The sequence below is a fragment of the Flagellimonas lutimaris genome (assembly GCF_003581615.1).
Lineage (GTDB): Bacteria > Bacteroidota > Bacteroidia > Flavobacteriales > Flavobacteriaceae > Flagellimonas > Flagellimonas lutimaris.
Genome location: NZ_QXFH01000070.1, coordinates 103867 through 127614, shown reverse-complemented (window position 1 = coordinate 127614; position 23748 = coordinate 103867). Strand labels below are relative to the sequence as shown.

Sequence of the window (23748 nt, the reverse complement as noted above, 5' to 3'; positions counted from 1 at the left end):
AAAGAGATATGAGCGGAACATTGAATAAAGTAATGCTGATCGGGCATTTGGGAGACGAAGTGAAAATGCACTATTTTGAAGGAGGAAACTGTATCGGTAGATTCCCTTTGGCCACCAACGAGACCTATACCAATAGGCAAACGGGTGAAAGGGTGACCAATACGGATTGGCACAATATAGTTGTGCGCAATAAGGCCGCTGAAATTTGTGAAAAATACCTTAGTAAAGGTGACAAGGTTTATGTGGAGGGCCGGTTAAAAAACAGGCAATGGCAAGGTGAGGACGGTAATACGAGATATACTACCGAAGTGCACGTACAGGACTTTACTTTTTTAACGACCAAGAAGGAAAGTATGGCCAATGGACAATCTTCGGGTGCTCCCTCCAATCAGCAACCTTCGCAGCCTCAGACTCCTGCGGCACCTATGGATAACACCGAAGAGGATGATGACCTACCATTCTAAAACAAACGTTTAAAAAGCAATATTAAATTGGATCCCGAGCCCTATTGTTTGGCATTTTACTTTACAGCGTTTAGTGGAATTTTCACTTTAAAAATTGTCGTGCTTGTATTGCTGTTGGCAGGTTCTGGACTGATTTCAGCTGCAGAAGTTGCTCTGTTCGGTCTTTCCCAGACCGATTTGAACGAAATGCAAGAGAGCAATTCTTCTCGTGGAAAATTGATTGTAGAGTTGCTGGCAAAGCCCAAAAAGTTATTGGCCACCATTCTCATAACCAATAATGCTATCAATATAGGTATTGTACTCTTGTTCAGTTCCATTGGCAATACAATTTTTGCGAATATTGATGGAGCCTTTCGTTTTTTATTGGAAGTTGTTTTAGCCACCTTTTTAATATTGATGTTTGGGGAAATCCTGCCAAAAATTTATGCTAACCGTAACCGGGTACAGTTCTCTCATTTTATGGCGATTCCCTTAAAAGGACTGAATTATCTGTTTACGCCATTGAGTTCTCCGATGCGCTCCGTTACGCTTTTTATGGAGGATAAATTAGGGAGGCAAAAATCCAACTTGAGCATAAACCACCTTTCCCAAGCGTTGGAACTTGCCTCTGAGGGGGATACCACCAAGGAAGAACAAAAAATACTGGAGGGAATCGTAACCTTTGGAAACACGGATACAAAACAGGTAATGCGACCACGTATTGACATATTTGCACTTAATGAAAAAATGAAGTTTCCAGAAGTGCTCCAGGAGATTAAAAGGAACGGATACTCCAGAATTCCAGTTTTTTCTGAGAATATGGACAACGTAATGGGTGTTCTTTATGTGAAAGACCTATTGCCTTATATTGAAAGGAAGAGCTTTAACTGGATGTCGCTTATTCGTGAACCTTACTTTGTTCCGGAAAACAAAAAACTGGACGATTTGTTGTTGGAGTTTCAGGATAAGAAGAATCACTTGGCCGTTGTGGTGGACGAGTATGGAGGAACATCGGGAATTGTAACGTTGGAAGATATTATTGAAGAAATTGTAGGAGACATTAGCGATGAGTTTGATGATGAAGACCTCGTTTTCTCCAAATTGGACGACTATAATTATGTGTTCGATGGCAAAACAGCCCTAAAGGACTTTTACCGCGTCGTAAAAATTGAAGAAGAGGAGGAATTTGAAAGCCAAAAAGGAGAATCTGAGACCATAGCAGGCTTTGTACTGGAAATATCAGGAAGTTTCCCTAAAATAGGAGAGAAAGTATTGTTCAAGGACTACCAGTTTATTGTGGAAAGCATGGACAAAAAAAGGTTGAAACGTGTAAAAGTAACATTGCCCCATGAAGCATAGTATTTTGTTTTTCATTATTGTAGCAACGCTTTTAGTTAGTTGTAAAGACGAGGTGCTACCGAAGCCCAAGGCCATGTTGCGATTAGATTATCCTACAGCGGAGTATATGCAAACTGGTTCTGACTGTGTTTACACTTTTGACCAAAATACGCTCTCCAACATTAAGGAGAACAAAGATTGTTCGTTGGTTTTGGACTACCCCATGATGAACGGTTCAATCTATCTAACTTACAAATCGGTTAATAATAATTTGGATACGCTACTTGTGGACGCTCAGAAACTATCTTATGAACATGTAGTAAAAGCGGATAATATTGTGGAACAACCATTCATTAACCATGAAGATAGCGTGTATGGAATGTTCTACGAAGTAAGTGGTAATGCGGCTTCACAATCGCAATTTTATGTGACCGATAGCATTAATCACTTTGTGACAGGTTCGCTTTATTTCTACGCAAAACCCAATTACGATTCCATTCTTCCTGCAGCGATGTATTTACAGAATGATATTAGAAGAATTATGGAAAGTTTGCGTTGGAAAAAATGATTATTGTACTGAATCCTTGGCAAGCAGGGCTTCGGCACGAGCAATACTGCCATTGATTTTTTCCTTTACCACTTTTACCTTTTCTTCTTCCTCATCCAACCATTGCTGTTTTTCTTTGGTGAGTTCTTTACCTTCCAATATTTCTTCGTGATTAAATCGATCACCAAAATCCTTCATCCAATCCATCATTGCCGTATTGGCATCTTGGAGGTCTTTCATGGCAACTTCATACTTCAGCCCCATTTCCGTAGTGTCCACTTTTGCTTTCAGGTCACCGACCAATTTGCCGATTGTTCCCATTTTAGGCATTACCTCATCATGGATGGCCATTACCTCTTCCATTTGTGATGAGCCTTCAGGTGCTTTTTTCTCCTCTTTGCAGGAGAAACTCAAAAACAAAACAGTACAGATAAGGATTGAAAAAAGTTTTTTCATGGTGTATAAAATTAGGTCTTCAAATTTAACTATTTGGGACAGTAAAAATGAGGGATTAAAGCTAAATATTCAAATAAATAATAAAAGTGACTTTGGTCACATAATAGAATCTTAGGTATTCTTAAATTCGCTGATTGTTTCAATTAAGAAGTAAGAAAGTATTGGATAAATCTTCACATACTTTGCCGAGGCGGGTTGGCTTTTCTTCGCTTTTCATTCTTTTGATAATGATTAGCAACCTGCGGTTTTCTTCCATGTATGTTTACTATAGCCTGGATAGGGAGGGGTTTATTGAACAACTATGTGAAAACAAGGACAAACCGGAACTTAATTGTGACGGTAAATGTATGTTGATGCAAATGCTCCGTGCCCAAGCGGAAGACGATGAACCCATGCCGGTGATTGGTTGGGAGGAAGTTTTGGTATTTTTTATGGAAATACCTGGTTGTAATCTCCCTGATAGCAACGAAAATGAGATAGCCCCATTCTATTACTCCGATTCCTATTCGTATCGATTTAGCGATACCCTTATAAAGCCCCCAATGGTTTAAGATTTACGTTAAAAGCGGCAAATACACATTGTCGAACATGTATAATCTTAAACATAAAATCAAAAATGAATAAAAGTGCACTGGCAAAACTTTGTGTTTTGCTTTTAGGGACTACCATGTCCTACGCGCAAGTTTCAAATGCGCAAGATTCCCTAACAAAAAAACCAGTACAATTGGATGAGGTTCTTGTAGAGGGGAAAAGAAAAATAGACCCAGTTTTTTCTACGTTCAAAAGTGAGCCGGAGAAGAAAATTGTCCAATCAAAAAATGTGGCCGATCTTTTTAAAGATATCAATGGATTTAGCCTGATCAAACGTGGTAATTATGCCATAGACCCTTCTTTTCGGGCTTCTCAATATGAGCAGCTCAATGTTCAGTTTAATGGAGGGACCAAGGTGATGCACGCCTGTCCCAACAGGATGGATCCCATTACCACTCATGTGACCCCAGAGGAGATAGAGCGGGTAGAAGTGGTTAAAGGGCCATATACCTTTAGATACGGGCCCACCTTTGGCGGCATTGTAAATTTGGTGACTCAAGAAGTTGGAAAACAAGAAAAAGGATATCATGGCAAGGTTAATTTTGGTGGCGAGAACAACGGGAATGCCATTACAAGTTTTGCCAACCTAAAGTATGTTGGGGAGCAGTTTGATGCGAACCTCAATTTCGGATTTCGTGATTTTGGGAATTATGAAGATGGTGATGGAAACGAAGTGCCTTCCTCCTTCAAGAGTACCGATTATGGGGTTCAGATAGGCTATAACCCAACAGAGGACCAAAGAATCCAACTTGGGTTTCGACAATCTTTTGGAAGGGATGTGCTGCATGCCGGATTACCTATGGATACGGAAATAGATGATAGCAATGTGCTTTCTGTCGATTATAAGTTGGATAATATTTCTGATGGCTTAAAAGCATTGAGCGCAAAGGTTTATCGTTCTAAAGTAGACCATGTAATGACCAACGAACTAAGGCCGTCTTTTATGATGACAGAGGCGGTATCAGAAGTTGATGCCCTTACTGTTGGTGGTAGGGTCGAACTCGAATGGAGACCTATTGACGACTTAAAACTCTATACTGGGTTGGATGCATTTTCAGTAGGAAGAACGGGAAATAGAACACGTTTGGTGAAAAGGAATATGAACGGAGATTTGCTGCCCACTCCTATGGAGTTTGTTGATGAGGTATGGCAAGATTCCCAAATTGATGATTATGGTGCCTTTGTGGAAGGGAAATACCCGTTGTCGGAAAAGTTTTTGTTGAATGTTGGGGCGAGGTATGACATGGTGCGATCCAAAACGGATGCACCAGCTGACGATTTTGTTGCCGAATATCCCGATTTGGATACAAGAACGGAGCATAACTTTAGTACAACAGCATCATTTAAATATATGGCCACATCCAATCTTTTATTGGAATTGGCCTACGGTAGAGGAGTACGTTCCGCCAATATGATTGAAAGATTTATCAACCATTTTACGGTTGGGCAAGATCCTTACGAATATGTGGGTAACCCTTATTTGGATGCCGAGGTGAACAATCAATTTGAACTGGGCGTTAAAGCAAATACCAGTTTTGAGGGATATGCTTTCAACCGTTTGGATTATGGGGCTTCTGTGTATTATTCTATCTACGACAATTATATTGTTCCTGTTATAGATCCATCATTGGATAAAAAGTATATGCCGATGGCTGAGCCTACCGACGTAAAAAGATTCACCAATTTGAATGATGCCTACAAAACGGGGTTTGAAATTTTTGGGGAACTGGCCTTCTTGGAAGATTTTGCGTTTAAAACGGAAGTGTCCTATGTGTATGCAAAAAATCAGGATCTGGATGAATCTCTTCCTTTGACACCACCTTTGGTTACCCGTTTCAATCTAAGTTTTGAGAGAGAAACGATTTGGGCTAGGGCGACATATACCCTTACTTCAAAACAATCCGATATAGCGCTCTCCTTTGGAGAGCAAACAACGGATGGTTATGGGGTTATGGATTTGCGTTTTGGGGCAAAACCTTTTGAGCATTTTACGGTAGGAATTGCAGCATCCAACATTTTTGATGAGACCTACAATAACCATTTGAATTTCTCTTTTGTGAACCAAGCGGACTATGGTAGAGTACCCATCAATGATCCGGGTAGAAACTTGACCGCTTTTGTACAATACAGTTTTTAAATCTGTAAAAAGTAAAAAGGGGCGCCATTGGCGCCCCTTTTTTGTATTTAAAATATATGCTTATTTGAAATCGGATGCATCAACACCTTCGTTCACCTTAATTTCCTTTACAATGAATTCGAAGTTCTGTGGCCCCACAGTTTGCATAATTTTGAACGGGAACTTGATTCCTGATACTTCTTGGTAATCCCCATAGCCCAAAGTGCTTGTGATTTGCTGCCCTTGTGCTTCCTGTGTGGTTACTTCCTGTACCTTAAGACCAGTTTCGACATCGTAGAAAGCGGATTTACTATCATTTATTTTTAGCTTGTACGCTTTTGAATCGCCTACAGGTTCAATGCCTTCCAAGGAAACGTTGCCGGCTGCCAAATAGTTCAGTTCGGGGAAGGCCGATGATTCTTCCTTGATCTTTTCGATTTCTTCTGGCGAAAGATCTTTACGCTGACCTTGAACTACCGCATAGCCTGAATCACCATCCAATACTTGTTTGGACATGGAATTTCCCATAACCTTCACATCTTGCATAAATTGATCTTTGGAAGTTTTCTTCATCTCAAGTTCCAATTTCATGCCTTGCATTTCGGCTTCGGCCATCATGGAGTAAGAATCCACACCTTCCAGTTTTGATTTCCCTCCAACAGCTTCAATATACTTTTCCAAAACGGTATTGGCATCCATACCTTCTGGAATGGCAGTATTATAGTCTGGTTTTTCCGTTTTGCTAGCATACTTATCGTAGAAAAGTACTGGAACATCTTTTTCGTTAAAGGATACTTTTTCCAAGTTTTCCAAAACATCGCTCCCTTTTCCTGTTACAACCACACGGGCGTTAGAAGTTGAAAAATGTTTTTGAGCAGCTTTCTGTACATCCTCCTTGGTAATGGCATCCAATCGTTCCAAATAGGTTTCGTAAAAATCTTTTGGAAGATTTTCGGTTTCTATATTCAAAGCATAATTCGCAACCGTTTCTGGTTTTTCGAGGGCCATCACAAAGCTTCCGGCATATTTTGCTTTAGCATTTGCCAACTCTTCGTCGGTTACAGGCTCGGAAGTCATTTTGTCTATCTCTTTTAATATTTCTACCACAGAGCTATCGGTAACCGCGTTACGTACTTGCGCGTAGGCGTTGAATCGCATTGGACTGTACTTATTGGCTCTGATTCCAGAATAGGAGCCATAAGTGTATCCATTGTCTTCTCTCAGATTTTTGAATAAGCGAGCTTGGGAACCTCCTCCCAAAATTCTGTTTGCCAAAAGAGCATCCAGATAATCTTCATCTTTCATTTTCAAATCGGTGATGTTTTCTACCGCAACTTCAGACTGCACGGCGTTGGGTACATCAACAAAGTTGATTTGCGTATACTGCACATCTTTTGGGTCGGAGTAGCTGAACGATGGTGGTGCCGCTTTGGACCATGGCGTAAAGGCTTTTGTGACCAGTTCTTTAACTGTATCAAAGTCAACATCGCCAATCACAACCAAATAAGCGTTGGCAGGTACAAAATAGGAACGATAAAACTGCTCCACATCCAACAAGGTAACATTGTTCACCGTTTCTTCGGTCATAAACTCACCATAAGGATGGTTTTTGCCATAGGCTAAAGCTAGCTGAACCCTATCTGCAATAGCGGAAACATCTTTTTCTTCTGATTTGATGCCAGTGATTACCTTCTCCTTTTCCTTTTCAAATTCTTCTTGGGTAAAGTTTGGATTGAGTGCGGCATCGGCCATCAATTCCAAAATTCTTGGAAAATATTTGGATAGCGAACTGGCAAAGGCACTTTGATCGCCTATAAAAATATTGGCACCCAAAAAATCCACTTCTTCATAAAACTCATCTTTGGGGATGTTTTTGGATCCTTTTCCCAACATACTTCCGGTAAGCGCAGAGACACCGGCTTTATCCCCCTCCATAATGGGTGGGTTGTCAATAGAGAGTTGAATGCGTACCCTTGGTAATTTATGGTTTTCGACCACCAGTACTTTTAAACCGTTTTTGAGTTCAAAACGGGCAGGCTCCTTTAAATTGATCTTGGGAGCTGGACCCGGTTCAGGCTGTGTGCTCCTATCTATTTGTGCGTAAGACGCTGTCATAAATAACGACAGCGCAGCTAAAACTATGTACTTTTTCATTTTAATTAGCGTCTTTTTGTTCTGGTAAATACTCCAATTCAATGCGTTGGTTCACCTTCAAATATTTTTTGGCCACTTCCATGATTTCCTCACGGGTTATGGAACGGTAAATGTCTATTTCTGTATTGATGAGGTTGGTATCATCCTTCAGCATATAATTTTCGGCCAAGGAGTTGGCAATGCCCTCAACACCGCTGTTGGCATTTACAAATTGGTTTTCGAACTTATTCTGAAGTTTTTGGTAATCCTTTTCGGAAATCAATTCCATTTGAAGCTTTAAAATTTCTTCATCAATTTCTTTTTTGATGTCTTGAATGGAATTGTCTCCTACTGGAAGCCCTCCAACAATGTAAGAACTGTAATCTTCCGCATCAATAGGTACAGAAAGTATCTGTAGTGCCATTTTTTTCTCGTCCACCAATTTCTTGTAGAGTTTGGAACTCTCTCCACTACTCAAATAGGTAGAAATCATGTTGATGACGTAAGAATCCCGCTGTCCTTGACCAGGTGTTCTATATGCCAATAGAATCGCAGGAATTTGGATGTTGGGGTCATGATATTTAGCAAAGACCGTTTTTGTAATGGGCTCTTCCTTTACATTTGGTCTTTGTATTTCAGCTCCTCTTGGGATAGGGCCAAAATAGTCTTCGATCATCTTTTTGGTCTTGGCGGTTTCAAAATCACCAGCTACGACCAACACAGCATTGTTGGGCACGTAATAAGTTTTATTGAACTTTTTGAAATCGTCCAAAGTAGCACTGGCCAAATGCTCCAAGGAACCGATAACTCCCCATCGGTAGGGGTGTTCGGTGTAAAGATTTTTGAGAATTTCATTGAAAAAGGCGCCATAGGGCGAGTTGTCCACTCTAAGCCTTCTTTCTTCTTGAACCACTTCTTTTTGGGTGTCCACTCCAACTTGCCCAATAATGGGGTGCATCAACCGTTCGGATTCCAACCAAAGACCAACTTCTAAACTGTTGGAAGGAAAAACTTCATAATAATAAGTGCGGTCTAAAAAGGTATTGGCATTGTTTCTTCCTCCGTTAGCTGCGGTTATTTGATCCCATTCACCTCGATCAATGTTTTTGGTGCCCTCGAACAATAAGTGTTCAAAAAAGTGGGCAAAACCTGTTTTGTCCGGATTTTCGTCTTTAGATCCCACATGGTACATTACGGATGTGGTGACTACTGGGGCCGAGTTGTCCTGATGTAGGATAACATGGAGCCCATTGTCCAGATTATACTCTTCAAAAACTACTTCCTGTGCAGACAGCAGAGTAATTGCAAAGAGCATTGTAAATGCAGAAAACAATTGTTTTTTCATCGTAATAGTAAGTATTTAAAAATTGATGTTGCTAAGAGGTTGGTGTCGATTTTCCAATCGATGTTACGCTAAATATAGAATATTTTTCGGAAGGCCTGCAGATTTATAAAAGTCTTAGGGTTTAAAATATGGCATAATTCACAAACATTCAGTAAATTATACAATGAACCAAAAAACAATTATATGAAAAATTTAACCCTTCCAATTCGTTTTGGAATAGTTACCAGTGCTGTGCTGATAGCATATTTTTTGATTTTGGCCTTAATGGGAAAACACACCAACGTATTCTATAGTTTATTTAATGGAGTTATAACTGGTTTCGGCATTTACGAGACCATTAAGTACACCAAAATTAAGCAGGGCAAAGATTTTAGTTATGGAAAGGGATTTACAGCTGGCGTTACCACTGGGTTTGTGGCCACACTTTTGTTTACCATTTTCTTCGCATTCTATGCAACAGAATTGGATAGCGCTTTTTTGGACAAGCTTTCCTCGGCATGGTCCGGCGACTATAAGAATTTCCAAGGGATTGTATTTTTTACCGTGGCCATTATGGGATTCGCTACAACCTTGGTTTTGACACTTTCTTTTATGCAGCTTTTTAAAACAAGTAACAATTCTAAAAAAATTATGGGCTAAATCAAGGAGGAATACTTGTGGATTAAGGATTTAGCAGTATATTTGCACCCGCTAATTTTGATAAAAGCGAAATAATTTTAATCTAATCAACGCATTATGTACGCAATTGTAGAGATGGCAGGGCAGCAATTTAAAGTTGCAAAAGACCAAAAAGTGTACGTTCACCGTTTGCAGGAAGACGAAGGTAAAAAAGTTACTTTCGACAAAGTTCTTCTTTTGGAAGATGGTGGTAACGTAACCATTGGCGCCCCGGTCATAGAAGGTGCGGCTGTTGAAGCCAAAGTTGTAAAGCACCTAAAAGGAGATAAGGTAATCGTCTTTAAAAAGAAAAGACGTAAAGGTTACCGTAAGAAAAACGGTCACAGACAATATTTGACTGAAATCGTTGTTGAAGGTATTGTAGCTAAAGGTGCAAAGAAAGCGGCTCCGGCAAAAGCTAAAGCTGAAGCAAAACCTGCTGCTGTACCTAAAAAGGCGGAGAAAAAAGCCGCAGCTCCTAAAAAGGAAGCTCCAAAGGCAACTACTGAGGATTTGAGTTCCAAAACTGTTGCTGAATTGAAGGAAATGGCGAAAGCCAAGGAAATTACCGGTTACTCTTCCATGAAGAAAGCCGAGTTGATTGAAGCGTTAAGCAAATAAAGAAAAGAACTAAAATTTATATATCATGGCTCACAAGAAAGGTGTAGGTAGTTCAAAAAACGGTAGAGAATCAGAATCGAAACGCTTAGGTGTCAAGATTTTTGGTGGTCAGGCAGCAAGTGCAGGTAACATTATTGTAAGACAACGTGGTACCAAGCATAACCCTGGTGATAACGTATATGCAGGAAAAGATCATACTTTGCATGCCAAAGTAGATGGCTTAGTTAAGTTTGAGAAAAAAGTAGGTGGCAAATCTTATGTTTCCATCGAACCTTTTGAAGCTTAGTAATCAGCAATAATATTGATTAAAAAGGCTCCGCATTTGCGGAGCCTTTTTATTTTAAGTAGATGTTAAGTTTAAAATCGAATTTTTCGTTTTCGAGCGGTAATTTCCCAAGAATCCACTTTTTGTCCATTTTCAATCACAGAAACTTCATCATGCAGGTTTATGGTGGGGCAGATGTGGTATGGAAGGCCATATAGGACATCACCAACTTTAAACTTATCCCAATCTTTTACTTGGATTACACCATGCTCTTCACTTTGTGAAAGCAATTCATAACCATCAAGATTTAGGAATTTAACCCGCTTGTCAATAGGATTTTCTGCTGCAACAGATTTATGGCCCAGATCAATGGTTATGATTCCTTCTGTTGGCTTGGAAATAATTCGGGTCACTAAAAGGGCGGCATGTTTAAAGTTTTGTTCCGTTAATTTTTCACCGTAGCCCCAATCCCAAAGTACACAGGTGCCCGGACTAGTAATCCTTTTTTCTTGTAACGCATGCGAAGTAAAGGATGGAGTTCCCCCGCATATTAGTTCAGCTGCTGGATAGTCGATTCTGAGCGCTTCAAAATAAGTTTCAACATCCTTTACTCCCTTTTCTATTTTTCCTTTCCTAATAGTGAAATCAGCATCTCTTAAATGACCGTCGTAAGCATGTAGTCCCTTGAAAAATAAAGAATTACATATTTTTAAATAGGCCATCAATTCATCTAAACCTGGACCGATTTCAATACCGGATCGGTTCATGCCGTTATTGATGTCAATATAAATATTGAGTTTGATTTCATGTTCCAAAGCTTTTTGATTTAAAAGCTCAGCACTGTCCATATTGTCCAAAATAGTGGAAAACTGTGTATTTGGAAAGTGTTTTATCAAACTAAGTAAGCGGTCAACTTTTGGCCCGACAAGTTGGTGGGCAATCAAAACAGATTTGGCACCAGCTTCGGCGGCAATCTCTGCTTCAGAAATGGTGGAGGCCTTAAAATTTGAGATGCCCGAAGCCAATAAAAGCTCCATCACCTTGGGCATTTTGTTGGTTTTTATATGTGGCATCAATCTTTCGGTTTTTCCCTCAACGAGAGAAATCATCTCATTTATATTGTATTTGAGATGCTCCAAGTACAATGCAATTGAAGGAGAATCGACTGTTTCCACATTTTCTATGATGTACCAATTATTTTCCATTTCTGCCATTTTGAGCAAATAAAGGTAATAATCACGTTGGGATGTTGCAGACTTTTCCATGCCTAAATCTGAATGTGTTTCAAACGTATGTTGCTAGTAAAAATCTTTTCGTAGCTTTAATATCATTAACTATAAATCTTATATCATGAAAAAAGTAATTATTTCATCACTACTTGCTTGCTCTATTTTATTCACTAGCTGCTTAGGTTCTTTTAGCGCTTTCAATAATTTGAAAGATTGGAATCAGGGGTTAACGGACAGTAAGTTTTTGGACAACCTAATTTTTTGGGGATTGAATATAGTACCTGTGTATGGGTTATTCTTTTTAGGAGATGCCATTATCTTCAATGTTATTGAGTTCTGGTCCGGATCTAATCCAATTGCTATGAAAGATGGGGAATCCGAAACTCAAATGGTCGAACACGATGGTAATACTTTTGAGATGATCGCCACCAAAAATAGAATTCAGGTAACTGTTGTGGAAGGCCCTAAAAAAGGAAAGAAAATTGATTTGGTGTACAAGCCGGATGAGAAATCTTGGAACGCTATACGTCCTAATGGAGAAATTATAAAACTATCTTCTTTTGAAGAAGGATTCTACATTGTTTACATGCCAAATGGTGAAGAAGTAAAAATTGACCCAATGAGCACTAGGGAAGAAGGTTTGGCTTTGCTACAGGAAAGCAAGACCTGCTACTATGGTGAAACCCTATTGGCTGATTAAGAACATAATATCCAATAAAAAAACCCATGGTTCTGCCATGGGTTTTTTGTTTTATAGCACTTTAGTACTTAGTATCGGTAGTATTCAGGCTTATAGGGCCCCTCTACTTTTACACCGATATAGTCTGCTTGCTCTTCATTAAGCTCGGTCAATTCAGCACCTAAGCGAGACAAGTGCAACTTGGCTACCTTTTCATCCAAATGCTTGGGAAGCATATACACCTCGTTGGCATATTTATCACTGTTGTTCCAAAGTTCCATCTGTGCCAAGGTCTGGTTGGTGAAGGAGTTGCTCATCACAAAACTTGGGTGGCCTGTGGCGCATCCTAAATTCACCAATCTCCCTTCGGCCAAGATTACAACATCCTTACCATCAATAGTGTATTTGTCCACTTGTGGTTTTATTTCGTCTTTGGTGTCACCGTAGGCCCCATTCAACCAAGCCATATCAATCTCATTATCAAAATGTCCAATATTACAAACAATGGCCTTGTCTTTTAGAGCTCTAAAGTGCTCTTCACGGATGATGTCTTTGTTTCCTGTAGTGGTAATTACAATATCGGCTTTGGAAATAACGGTTTCCAATCTTTTCACCTCAAAACCGTCCATACAAGCTTGTAGGGCACAAATTGGGTCAATTTCCGTTACCGTAATAATGGCACCAGCACCACGGAACGAGGCAGCAGTTCCTTTTCCAACATCACCATAACCTGCAACAACCACGCGTTTACCTGCCAACATGGTATCCGTTGCTCTACGAATGGCATCCACGGCACTCTCGCGACATCCATACTTGTTATCAAATTTGGATTTGGTCACAGAATCGTTAACGTTAATGGCCGGCATCGGAAGCGTTCCATTTTTCATTCTTTCATACAAACGGTGAACTCCCGTAGTGGTTTCTTCTGAAAGGCCTTTTACACCTCCGGCCAATTCTGGATATTGATCCAAAACCATATTGGTAAGGTCGCCACCATCATCCAAAATCATGTTCAATGGTTTTCTGTCTTCTCCAAAGAATAACGTTTGTTCAATACACCAGTCAAATTCCTCTTCGTTCATTCCTTTCCATGCATAAACGGGGATTCCGGCAGCAGCAATAGCAGCAGCAGCGTGATCCTGAGTGGAAAAAATGTTGCAAGAACTCCAGGTTACCTCTGCTCCAAGGGCCACCAAGGTTTCAATCAAAACAGCGGTTTGAATGGTCATGTGAAGACAACCGGCAATCCTTGCACCTTTCAAAGGTTGCTGGCTTCCGTATTCTTCACGCAATGCCATTAGTCCTGGCATTTCGGCTTCGGCCAACTCAATTTCTTTCCTTCCCCAATCTGCAAGAGAGATATCCTTTACTTTATAAGGTACGTACGGAATTGTCTTTGTGCTCATACTTTTTATAAATTTACTTTTGTAGCTTAGCTTAAATAGTGCGACAAAGATACGAAATCACTTAACTTTTGTTAATGCCCGTTTACAAAACAATAACAGTTTCCCCAACGACTAAAGTTTATATCTGGAAGGTTACCGAGCCAGAACTCCAGCTTTCTAAAGATGTGGAGCTTACACAGCATTGTCAGAACCGTATGGACGGGATGAAATCGGAAGCTCATAGAAGGGCTTTTTTAAGTATTCGCCACCTCATGGCAGAAGCAGGTTATGTGGATCATGACCTGTATTACGACGACTTTGGCAAGCCCCATCTTAAAGACGGAAAGTTCATCTCCATTACCCATTCGCACAATTTTACTGGGATTATCATTAGCGAAACTGATGAAGTAGGTATCGATATTGAGATGCAGCGGGATAAAATCCTTCGGATTGCCCATAAATTCACGCCGATTCAAGAGTATAAAACCTTGGCCAATTCCGAAGCGTTGATGCGAAAACTGACTATTGTTTGGGGAGCTAAGGAATCACTCTACAAAATATGTGCACAACAGGGGTTAAGTTTTTTAAGGCATATCAATGTCATTGATTTTTCTTTTGATGATACCAGAACAGTAGCGGAAATCATGTATCAAGGCAAAAAATCGCATTATGAAGTTCAATTCTTGGAGTTTGAAGGATTTACTTGTGTGTATGCCTTAAAAATGATGGGGGGATGATGATTCCTTTTCGTAGTTTTGTCCGGAAACCATAACTGACCATGAAAATATCCGTTGAACTTACTTTATCCCCTCTTCAGGATGATTTTGAAGCACCCATCATTAATTTTATCAAAAAATTGCGTGATTCAGGACTTGCCGTTTTAGAAAATCCATTAAGTACACAGGTATTTGGCGATTATGATAAAGTAATGGAACTGCTCCATTCTGAAATCAAGGAAAGTTTTGAAAACTTGGACCATGTGGTACTGACCATGAAAATGGTAAAATCCGACCGAAGCGAGTATGAACCCCATTTTTGATTTTTTTCTCGGTCCCTACCAAGACCGGGAACTATCCCTGATTATTTTAGAGGCTACCGCTTTTTTCTTTGGAATTGCTAGTGTGGTCTATGCCAAAAAAGAAGATATTCTGGTCTACCCCACGGGCTTGGTCGCAACTGTGATAACCACTTACATATTTTTTACAGATCGCTTATTTGGGGATATGATGATGAATTTCTATTACTCCATTATGAGTATTTATGGCTGGTGGAATTGGGCCCGAAGAAAAGATAATAGGGAACATGTAGTGCATATTTCCAGAACAAATACCAAGGAGAAATGGATTGGATTTGGTTTCTTTTTACTTACCATGTTGGTTACGTATGGCGTGTACAAGGCATTTGGCGCAGAAATAGGACCAACCAATTATGTGGACATTTTTACTTCAGGTATTTTCTTTACCGCGATGTGGTATATGGCCAATAAAAAATTGGAAAACTGGACCCTTTGGATTTTGGGTGATTTAATAACTGTACCTTTGTATGCATATAGAGGATGGGGGATGTTCTCTTTACAATACCTCATTTTTACTGTATTGGCAATACAGGGATATCTAGTATGGAAGAAAAACTTGGGCAACAGCCTTCAAACCTCATAAAAGTAGTCCTTTTTGGACCTGAATCAACCGGCAAAACAACGTTGTCTAAACAATTGGCCAAGCATTACCATACGGAATGGGTGCCCGAATATGCCCGTGAGTACCTTCAAGATAAATGGGATAGAGAACAGAAAACTTGTGAGCCGCACGACTTGGTTCCTATCGCATATGGGCAGATACGTTTAGAAAACGAATTGGCCAAGAAAGCAAACCAAGTACTTATTTGCGATACCGATCTTTTGGAGACAAAAGTATATTCCGAGGCCTACTATAATAGCACCTGTGATCCGCAATTAGAAGAATATGCTTTAAAAAACACCTACGACCTATACTTCTTGACATATATTGATACACCATGGGAGGCGGACGATTTACGTGACAAACCAGATGAGAGAGAACGAATGTTTGCGTATTTCAGGGAGGCTTTGGAGAATAATAACAGGAAATTTATTATCTTAAAAGGGGATAAAGCGTCAAGGCTATCCACAGCAATAAAACACATAGATAAACTTCTCCAAAAACATGATTGAATTAAGTCCTAAAGACTTGGAACAATTGGATTCCAAAGGAATTTCCAAAGAAAAAGTAGAAAATCAAATACAAACATTTAAAGAAGGCATCCCTTTTGTTCAGCTATCGCAGGCCGCGGTAGTTGGCAACGGCATACTTCGGTTCTCCGAAAAGGAGCAACTAGGCCTGCTTCAATATTTTGAAGATAACAGGGGCAACCTTGATTTATTAAAGTTTGTGCCCGCTTCCGGAGCAGCATCCCGAATGTTCAAGGCGATGTTCAATTTTTTGGAAGCATTTGATCCTTCCAAGGAAAAACTATCAGAATATCTGGAGCGAACCGGTGACAAGGATGCCCAAAAGTTTACCGAGAACCTCCCCGATTTTCCTTTTTACGATTTGATAATGTCAAGAATAGAGGGCAAAGCATCCAACAAGGATGAAGAAGCCTATCTTTTTGTTAAGGAAATGTTGACGGAAAGTGGTCTTAACTACGGTTTTTATCCTAAAGGTCTTTTGCCTTTCCATAAATATAGTTCAGGTACAGCAACTCCGTTTGAGGAGCATTTGAAAGAAGCTGCTCTTTATGCAAAAACAAAGGGCAAGGCTAATCTTCATTTTACCGTTTCGGAACAACATGACGAGATGTTTGCCAAAGAAGAAGCGTTGGTAGGTCCAAAGATTTCAAAACAGACTGATACCAAATTCGATGTTTCTTACTCTAATCAAAAGCCCTCTACAGATACTATAGCGGTAGATATGGAGAACAAACCATTTAAAAATGGTGATGGTTCCATTTTGTTTCGACCAGGAGGTCACGGAGCACTTATAGAAAACCTTAATGATCAAGATGCCGATATCATCTTCATTAAAAATATTGATAATGTGGTGATTGATAAGAATTTGGAAACGGTTTCCAATAGTAAAAAAATGCTGGCAGGTGTTCTGAAAAAAGTTCAGGATAAGGCCTTTGCTTATGCTAAACTTTTGGAAGAAAGTGATGTTGCTGTGGAAAAGGCAGATGAGATAAAAGCATTTTTGGAAAAAGACCTCAATGTTCGTATGCCCAATAATTATGATGATTTAGGGGTAGTAGAACAAAAATCGGTTTTGAAGGATAGAATTAATCGTCCTATCCGAATTTGTGGAATGGTCAAAAATGAAGGGGAGCCTGGGGGAGGTCCTTTTTGGATCAAAGATGGTGAAGGAAATATTTCTCTTCAAATTATAGAATCCGCCCAGATTGATATGGGCAATAAAGATCAAGCTGCCATATTACAGAATTCAACACACTTTAATCCAGTGGATTTGGTTTGTGGTGTTCGAAACTATAAAGGGGATAAGTTCAATTTGTTGGACTACGTGGATCCCAAGCAAGGATTTATCACAGGAAAGACCAAAGAAGGAAAAGAATTAAAAGCTTTGGAGCTTCCAGGTTTATGGAATGGAGCCATGGCGTTTTGGAATACCATTTTTGTTGAAGTACCATTAGTAACCTTCAATCCTGTAAAGACGGTCAACGACCTTTTAAAGCCAACGCATCAAGCATAAGAGTCTTGTAAGCAATATATTAAACCCGCCCTTTTTAAAAAGAGCGGGTTTTTTTGTGCTTTGATGTGACCTGTCTATAAAAAGCGTGTCTTAAAAGTATATTCGAAATTGTTTTCGATGACATGATTAAATTTTGATAATCCTTGCGGGTTGTCTCAACTAGGTTGGTTGATTTGGTAAGAGACCGTGCATTTTGCGCGGTCTTCTTTTCATAAGGTTCGGAAACGATAGGCAACAACGTAAAATAATATGTTATACAAAATAGTCCTGTGCTTTAATGTGGTATCGTTGGTCTTGGCCTTGTATATATTGATATCATACCTAAAAAACAGAAATAATAACAAGAATATGAAGAATCAGGATGATGCTATGTAAACACTAGCCACGTATTATCCATTTCTGCCAATCTGTACCATGGTCTTTTTTCCTTGTGACCATTAAATTGGCAATAATGAGAGGCTGCTTCGGCAGCCTTTCTTTTTTGCAATATTTCTAATTCGATATTTTTTTAGAATTAATTGAATTTGTTTTTAAAAATGCGGACAACAACTTACATTTGTCACATCTCAAAGGGGTGCTTTTACCAAAAGGCTGAGATTATACCCAATGAACCTGGGCGGGTAATGCTGCCAAGGGAATGCGCAAGTCGCATCTTGGAATTTCTATGTTTCTTTTAGAAACAACAATCAATTACTAACAAAGAATAATGACCCCTTTTATTCGTAACATTTTTACGAATGAAACTCTATTCAATTATTCAATTAAGGGCCGTTCTTGGCTCAACGGGACCGACACACCGTAAACGGAATCGCATCAAAACTTTATGTACAATTATGGCCTTGTTTGGCCTATCTCTTACCATGAGTGCCCAAGAAGAACCCACGGACACTCTGCAAGGAAAAAAAGTGGTGCTGGACGAGGTGCTGGTACAAGCAGTGAGGGTAACCAAGGAGTTCCCTATTACTTTTTCCGATTTGGACAAGGTTGAACTGGCCCCGCGAAACCTAGGGCAGGATATTCCTATTCTCATGAATTTTATGCCTGCCGTGGTCACCACCTCCGATGCTGGAGCCGGAGTGGGCTATACGAGTATCCGTGTTCGTGGTAGCGATGCGACAAGGGTAAATGTGACCATCAATGGTGTGCCATACAATGATGCGGAGTCACAGGGAACTTTTTGGGTGAACATGCCCGATTTTGCCTCTTCCACCCAAAGTTTGCAATTGCAGCGTGGGGTGGGTACTTCCACAAATGGAGCAGGTGCTTTTGGAGCGAGTTTGAACATGCTTACCGATGCCTTTTCTGAAGAGGCTTATGCAAGAATTTCATCCTCTGTGGGTAGCTTTAACACCCTGCGGAACAATGTAAAGTTCAGTACAGGATTAATGAATGGTTATTTTGAATTCTCGGGAAGGTTATCTCGAGTTACCTCAGATGGGTACGTGGACCGTGCAGCTTCCGAATTAGACGGTTATTTTCTTCAAGGAGTTTATAATGATGACAACACTTTGGTGAAAGCCTTGCTTTTTGGTGGACATGAAGTTACCTATCAAGCTTGGAATGGTATTACCCCAGAACAATTGGAAAACGACCGTACTTTTAATTCAGCAGGAATTTATACTGATGATAACGGCAACACTCAGTTTTACGATAACGAAGTTGATGATTACAAGCAAGATCACTTTCAACTACATTGGTACGAAACATGGAACTCGGCTTGGAACACCCATTTGGCGGTACATTACACAAGAGGGCGAGGCTTCTTTGAGCAATTTAGGGAGGATGACGATTTCGCCACCTATGGTCTGGAACCCATTACCATAAACGGTGATTTGGTGGAAAACACAGATTTGATTCGTCGTCGCTGGTTGGATAATGATTTTTATGGAGCTATTTTTTCAGCTACGTACAATAACGACAACCTCGAACTTATTATGGGTGGTGGATATAACGAGTACAAAGGGGATCACTTTGGTGAGATTATCTGGGCTGAATATGCCAGCAACAGCGAAATTCGTGACAGATACTACGACGACAATTCCACCAAAACCGATTTCAACCTATACACTAAGGCCAATTATAAATTAACGGACCTATGGTCCTTATTTGGAGATGTGCAATACCGAGGGGTAACTTACGAAGCCAATGGTGATGATACAGGTCTGGTGGATGATTCCTTCAACTTTTTCAATCCAAAGGCAGGTATTACATTCGATTTAAACCGTAACAATAACTTCTACCTATCATACGCAAGGGCCAATCGCGAGCCCAATCGTAACGATTATGAGAGCGGAAGCCCAAAGCCGGAAAAACTCAACGATTTTGAGTTGGGGTGGAGGTACGTTTCCCCAAGTTTTCAGCTAAACACCAATGTGTACTATATGCGATATAAAGATCAACTGGTTTTGACGGGCGAATTGAACGATGTTGGTGCGCCTTTAAGGTCCAATGTCGGGGACAGTTACCGTTTAGGTCTGGAAATCGACGCGAATGTGAGCTTGTCCAATGCCTTTAAATGGAGGCCAAACATTGCTTTGAGTGATAACAGAAATATTGATTTCTACTTTGAGCGTGATGGAGTGCTTCAAAATTTGGGAAATACGCACATTGCATATTCACCACAATTGATTGCTGGAAATATCATCTCCTACCAACCTAATGAAAACTTTCAAGTTTCCTTGTTGTCCAAATTTGTAGGCAAGCAGTATATGGGGAATATCGATTCCGAAGGCTCTGTTTTGGACAGTTACACGCAGACGGATTTTAATATTCAATACACCATCAACACCAATTCCTTTGTAAAAAGTATTGTGCTATCTGGTTTGGTGAACAATATTTTTGATGCTGATATTGTCTCCAACGGATATTTTTACACTTTTGATGATGATTATTCCAACCCTGGAACCATCACAACCATAGAAGGTGCTGGATACTACCCACAAGCAGGAATCAACTTTCTTCTGGGAGCAACAGTCAATTTTTAAGAAGTTAAGGAAGACAAGGAGTCAGTTCGAGTAAAACCCAGAAGGGATTTTGTATCGAGAACTGTGTTTTAACTCAATTTTTTTAACGGGATTCTGTAATTTTAACACAATGACAGAATCTCGTTTTCATTTTTCCGAAGAAAAACCCCTTCGCTGGGGTGTAATAGGCTGTGGTAGCGTTACAGAAAAAAAGAGCGTTCCCGCTTATAAAGATACTCTCGGTTTTAGAGTGGATATGGTCATGCGGCGCAATACCGAAAAGGCAGAGGACTATGCCAAACGTCATAATATTCCAAAATGGACCACCAACGCCGATGAGGTTATCAATAATCCTAATATTGATGCTATTTATATCGCTACCCCTCCAGATACCCATAAATTGTATGCATTAAAGGTGGCCCAGGTTGGTAAACCCTGTTGTATTGAAAAACCGATGGCTCCAACCTACGAGGACAGTTTAGCGATTTATAAAGCCTTTCAAGCTAAGAATATTTCACTTTTTGTAGCGTATTATCGACGTTCCTTGCCCCGTTTTTTAAAAATTAAACAATGGCTGGATAAAGGCTTGATCGGTGAAGTACGGCATATTCATTGGCAAAAGACTAAACCGCCCAATGAGGTCGATTTGAGCAAAAAATATAATTGGCGGACCGATGCAACTATTGCCCGAGGTGGCTATTTTGATGATTTGGCCAGTCATGGACTGGATTTGTTTGCCTTTCTTTTAGGAGATATTGTCGATGCCAACGGTTTTGGAACCAACCAACTTGGACTGTATTCCGCTTTTGATGCGGTAACAGCAAATTGGATGCACGAAGGAGGTGTTACAGGTACCGGCAGTTGGAATTTTGGAACGCACCATCGCAGCGATAAAGTCGAAATTTTAGGTTCCGAAGGAAGCATTCGTTTTGCCATTTTGGATGAAGCACCGATTGAATTGGAGAATGCATCAGGGCATCAAACATTGGAAATTCCACATCCCGAACATATTCAGGAGTTTCATGTGGAAAATATCAAAAATCATCTTTTGGACAAAGCAGTACATCCATCAACTGGAAAGACTGGTTTGAATACCAATTGGGTCATGGAAAAAATTCTAGGCACCGTATAATATCTTACCAAAGATGATGCACATGTTTTTTGATGTGCTTATCGTAGATTTCGTTTACAGCTACCTTTTCTTTGTCTGTTAACGGAGGTAATTCCGCGGCTTTGATATTGCTGTTGAGATGTTCCACTTTTGATGCTCCAGGAATAATACAACTCACCTCGGGAAAGTCCAATATCCATCGAAGCGCAACTGGTGCGAGGTTATCTCTCTGTGGGAATACTTTTTTAAGTTCATCAACGGCCTTTAAGCCTAAATCAAAAGGGACGCCGCTAAAGGTTTCACCTTTATCAAAAGCTGCACCATCTCTATTAAAGTTCCTATGGTCGTCTTTGTCAAAAGTGGAGTCCGATGAAAATTTTCCTGTAAGCAGCCCACTTGCCAAAGGCACACGGACAATCACGCCAATATCTTTTTTTCGAACTTGTTCAAAGAACAATTCCGAAGGGCGCTGTCGGAACATATTGAATATGATTTGAACCGTGTTCACATTGGGATATTCAATGGCCTTTAAGCCTTCTTCCACTTTTTCCACGCTGACACCGAGGTTTTTTATTTTGCCTTCATCCTTTAATCGATCGAACAATTCAAAAATTTCGGGTCTGTAATAAACTTCAGTAGGTGGACAGTGCAGTTGAATCAAATCCAAACAATCCAACCCGGTATTTTTTAAACTGTCCTCTACATATTTTCGCAGTACCTCAACAGTATACCCTTCATTCACGTGTGGATTGATCTGTCTACCACATTTGGTGGCCACAAAAACTTCTTCAGACCTTGATTTGACTACTCGGCCAACCGCTGCTTCACTTGCTCCAGCCTCATAAACATCAGCGGTATCTATAAAATTTACACCTGCATCTATGGCTTCATTGATAATATGTTCAGCTAAAGCATCATCAAAACCAGAGCCCCATTTACCGCCTACCTGCCAGGTGCCCAAGGAGATTTCCGATACTTTTATTCCTGTTTTTCCGAGTTTTCTATACTTCATTCTTCAATTTAATTGGATATAATAACAACATTTCCGCTCTGTGTGGCTCTATAAAATAAAAGGTCATGATATCTGTTTCCATCATCGGGCCTATCCAGTTGCTGCCCTGTAAATAAATTATAGGTATATCCCTCACAACTACAAACTGCGTTCTGCCCATCAATGGACATGGTGGAACATGCATTGGGAACATGGTTAGGACAACTGGCTTCCCAAGCCATAAAACTAGACCCTGTATTTATGACAAAAGCACCTCTTGTACCTACTCCGTTGTTGCCCACATAAACGGGATTTCCAATATTTTGCAAATTATTGTACAATGGTAGATTGAGGTTCAACTCGAATCGAAATCGTACTTCCTGTAAATAAGGATTTCGATTGGTTGTATCCGAACTGCAGGATACTATAAGTGCCAAAAGGACAATGGCCCAGAAGTGCTTCATAGTCAATGTTTGATAACGGTTGAGCAACAAAGTTGATGAAAATTTGTCTATATTTGCGTTAAATCCTCGCAAAAATACCATGCAGGGCATGGGTATAGTTGAGGATTTTTTGTATTTATAAAGAAAGGATGCCATAGGGGAAATTTTTTGATTTTCTTTGATGCCTCTTTGCATTAAAAATTAACGATATGAGCAACGTTTCATACTATACACCCGAAGGATTAAAGAAATTGAGGGACGAGTTAAATTACTTAAAAGATGTAGAACGTCCCAAAGCTTCACAAGCTATTGCAGAAGCAAGGGACAAGGGAGATCTTTCCGAGAACGCAGAATATGATGCAGCGAAAGAAGCCCAGGGACTTTTGGAAATGAAAATTTCCAAAATGGAAGAAACCTTGGCCAATGCCCGTTTGATAGATGAATCACAATTGGATACCTCCAAAATCTTGGTCCTGTCTACCGTTAAACTTAAAAATCAAGCCAATGGTATGGAAATGAAGTATACCTTGGTGGCAGAGAGTGAAGCAGATTTAAAAACAGGTAAAATTTCGGTAACATCCCCCATTGGAAAAGGATTATTGGGAAAAGAAGTTGGTGATGTAGCAGAGATCAAGGTACCCAACGGAACCTTGAAATTTGAGATTTTAGAGATTACTCGAGAATAAGAGCAACAAAATTAGTTATATTTAATCCCG

At 40.0% G+C, this 23748-nt stretch carries 24 protein-coding genes; 17 read left to right on the top strand and 7 right to left on the bottom strand.

The annotated features are described in order from the left end of the window. Positions 1-8: 8 nt before the first annotated feature. From D2V08_RS05020 to gldD, 3 genes are read left to right on the top strand one after another with little or no spacing between them, the layout of a single operon-like run. A complete protein-coding gene (locus tag D2V08_RS05020) occupies positions 9-464 on the top strand; it encodes a single-stranded DNA-binding protein (protein WP_119606978.1) in 456 nt (151 codons plus the stop codon). A gap of 27 nt (positions 465-491) precedes the next feature. Continuing rightward, positions 492-1802, top strand: a complete 1311-nt coding sequence (locus D2V08_RS05015; RefSeq protein ID WP_119606977.1) for a gliding motility-associated protein GldE — start codon at positions 492-494, stop codon at positions 1800-1802. Further along, positions 1792-2349: a gliding motility lipoprotein GldD gene (gene gldD / locus D2V08_RS05010; protein ID WP_119606976.1), complete on the top strand. Its 558-nt coding sequence runs from the start codon at positions 1792-1794 to the stop codon at positions 2347-2349. Before D2V08_RS05015 ends, gldD begins: the two co-directional genes overlap by 11 nt. Here the strand turns inward: gldD and D2V08_RS05005 are convergent, their stop codons facing one another. Then, entirely contained in the window at positions 2350-2784 is a 435-nt protein-coding gene (locus D2V08_RS05005) for a hypothetical protein (protein WP_119606975.1), read from the bottom strand. 227 nt (positions 2785-3011) lie between these two features. Between D2V08_RS05005 and D2V08_RS05000 the strand changes: the two genes are divergently transcribed. Both D2V08_RS05000 and D2V08_RS04995 read left to right on the top strand, forming a co-directional pair. After that, the gene (locus D2V08_RS05000) at positions 3012-3335 is read left to right on the top strand and encodes a hypothetical protein (protein ID WP_119606974.1); all 324 of its coding nucleotides are present in this window, start codon (positions 3012-3014) and stop codon (positions 3333-3335) included. Between the two features lie 65 nt (positions 3336-3400). Further along, a complete protein-coding gene (locus tag D2V08_RS04995; RefSeq protein WP_245980508.1) occupies positions 3401-5512 on the top strand; it encodes a TonB-dependent receptor domain-containing protein in 2112 nt (703 codons plus the stop codon). A 60-nt stretch (positions 5513-5572) separates the two neighbouring features. On the opposite strand, the gene D2V08_RS04990 is transcribed toward D2V08_RS04995, so the two are convergent. Further along, the gene (locus D2V08_RS04990; protein WP_119606973.1) at positions 5573-7645 is read right to left on the bottom strand and encodes a M16 family metallopeptidase; all 2073 of its coding nucleotides are present in this window, start codon (positions 7643-7645) and stop codon (positions 5573-5575) included. A gap of 1 nt (position 7646) precedes the next feature. Continuing rightward, positions 7647-8969, bottom strand: coding sequence for a M16 family metallopeptidase (locus tag D2V08_RS04985; RefSeq protein WP_119606972.1), 1323 nt, complete (start codon positions 8967-8969; stop codon positions 7647-7649). A gap of 183 nt (positions 8970-9152) precedes the next feature. Here D2V08_RS04985 and D2V08_RS04980 point away from each other — a divergent pair, with 183 nt between their 5' ends. The 3 genes from D2V08_RS04980 to rpmA all read left to right on the top strand — a co-directional run bounded on the left by D2V08_RS04980 (position 9153) and on the right by rpmA (position 10533). After that, a complete protein-coding gene (locus D2V08_RS04980; protein ID WP_119606971.1) occupies positions 9153-9608 on the top strand; it encodes a DUF4199 domain-containing protein in 456 nt (151 codons plus the stop codon). 96 nt (positions 9609-9704) lie between these two features. Beyond that, a complete protein-coding gene (gene rplU / locus D2V08_RS04975; protein ID WP_119606970.1) occupies positions 9705-10247 on the top strand; it encodes a 50S ribosomal protein L21 in 543 nt (180 codons plus the stop codon). A 25-nt stretch (positions 10248-10272) separates the two neighbouring features. Then, complete coding sequence (gene rpmA / locus D2V08_RS04970) at positions 10273-10533, top strand: 50S ribosomal protein L27 (RefSeq protein ID WP_119606969.1); 261 nt, start codon at positions 10273-10275, stop codon at positions 10531-10533. A 71-nt stretch (positions 10534-10604) separates the two neighbouring features. Here rpmA and D2V08_RS04965 read toward each other — a convergent pair whose 3' ends face one another. Next, positions 10605-11777, bottom strand: coding sequence for a D-TA family PLP-dependent enzyme (locus D2V08_RS04965; RefSeq protein ID WP_245980507.1), 1173 nt, complete (start codon positions 11775-11777; stop codon positions 10605-10607). Positions 11778-11862: 85 nt separating this feature from the next. On the opposite strand from D2V08_RS04965, the gene D2V08_RS04960 reads away from it, so the two are divergent. After that, positions 11863-12441 (top strand): DUF3332 domain-containing protein, encoded by a 579-nt coding sequence (locus D2V08_RS04960; protein ID WP_119606968.1) that lies wholly within the window; start codon positions 11863-11865, stop codon positions 12439-12441. A gap of 68 nt (positions 12442-12509) precedes the next feature. Here D2V08_RS04960 and ahcY read toward each other — a convergent pair whose 3' ends face one another. Continuing rightward, positions 12510-13826, bottom strand: coding sequence for an adenosylhomocysteinase (gene ahcY / locus D2V08_RS04955; RefSeq protein WP_119606967.1), 1317 nt, complete (start codon positions 13824-13826; stop codon positions 12510-12512). A 74-nt stretch (positions 13827-13900) separates the two neighbouring features. On the opposite strand from ahcY, the gene D2V08_RS04950 reads away from it, so the two are divergent. The 7 genes from D2V08_RS04950 (at position 13901) to D2V08_RS04920 (ending at position 21619) form a co-directional block, all read left to right on the top strand. Beyond that, complete coding sequence (locus D2V08_RS04950; RefSeq protein WP_119606966.1) at positions 13901-14542, top strand: 4'-phosphopantetheinyl transferase family protein; 642 nt, start codon at positions 13901-13903, stop codon at positions 14540-14542. 41 nt (positions 14543-14583) lie between these two features. Beyond that, positions 14584-14844 (top strand): YkoF family thiamine/hydroxymethylpyrimidine-binding protein, encoded by a 261-nt coding sequence (locus tag D2V08_RS04945; protein WP_119606965.1) that lies wholly within the window; start codon positions 14584-14586, stop codon positions 14842-14844. After that, on the top strand, positions 14828-15463 hold the full coding sequence (gene pnuC / locus D2V08_RS04940; protein ID WP_119606964.1) for a nicotinamide riboside transporter PnuC: 636 nt from the start codon (positions 14828-14830) through the stop codon (positions 15461-15463). The genes D2V08_RS04945 and pnuC overlap by 17 nt, the downstream gene beginning before the upstream one ends. Next, positions 15424-15993: an AAA family ATPase gene (locus tag D2V08_RS04935; RefSeq protein WP_119606963.1), complete on the top strand. Its 570-nt coding sequence runs from the start codon at positions 15424-15426 to the stop codon at positions 15991-15993. Before pnuC ends, D2V08_RS04935 begins: the two co-directional genes overlap by 40 nt. Further along, positions 15986-17524, top strand: coding sequence for a DUF4301 family protein (locus D2V08_RS04930; protein WP_119606962.1), 1539 nt, complete (start codon positions 15986-15988; stop codon positions 17522-17524). The genes D2V08_RS04935 and D2V08_RS04930 overlap by 8 nt, the downstream gene beginning before the upstream one ends. A gap of 737 nt (positions 17525-18261) precedes the next feature. Continuing rightward, positions 18262-20508: a TonB-dependent receptor gene (locus D2V08_RS04925; protein ID WP_119606961.1), complete on the top strand. Its 2247-nt coding sequence runs from the start codon at positions 18262-18264 to the stop codon at positions 20506-20508. 109 nt (positions 20509-20617) lie between these two features. Further along, complete coding sequence (locus tag D2V08_RS04920) at positions 20618-21619, top strand: Gfo/Idh/MocA family protein (RefSeq protein WP_119606960.1); 1002 nt, start codon at positions 20618-20620, stop codon at positions 21617-21619. A gap of 4 nt (positions 21620-21623) precedes the next feature. On the opposite strand, the gene D2V08_RS04915 is transcribed toward D2V08_RS04920, so the two are convergent. Both D2V08_RS04915 and D2V08_RS04910 read right to left on the bottom strand, forming a co-directional pair. Then, complete coding sequence (locus D2V08_RS04915; protein WP_119606959.1) at positions 21624-22610, bottom strand: aldo/keto reductase; 987 nt, start codon at positions 22608-22610, stop codon at positions 21624-21626. 8 nt (positions 22611-22618) lie between these two features. Beyond that, on the bottom strand, positions 22619-23053 hold the full coding sequence (locus tag D2V08_RS04910; RefSeq protein ID WP_182835491.1) for a Rieske (2Fe-2S) protein: 435 nt from the start codon (positions 23051-23053) through the stop codon (positions 22619-22621). 188 nt (positions 23054-23241) lie between these two features. Here D2V08_RS04910 and greA point away from each other — a divergent pair, with 188 nt between their 5' ends. Beyond that, complete coding sequence (gene greA, locus D2V08_RS04905) at positions 23242-23718, top strand: transcription elongation factor GreA (protein ID WP_119606958.1); 477 nt, start codon at positions 23242-23244, stop codon at positions 23716-23718. Positions 23719-23748 lie beyond the last annotated feature (30 nt).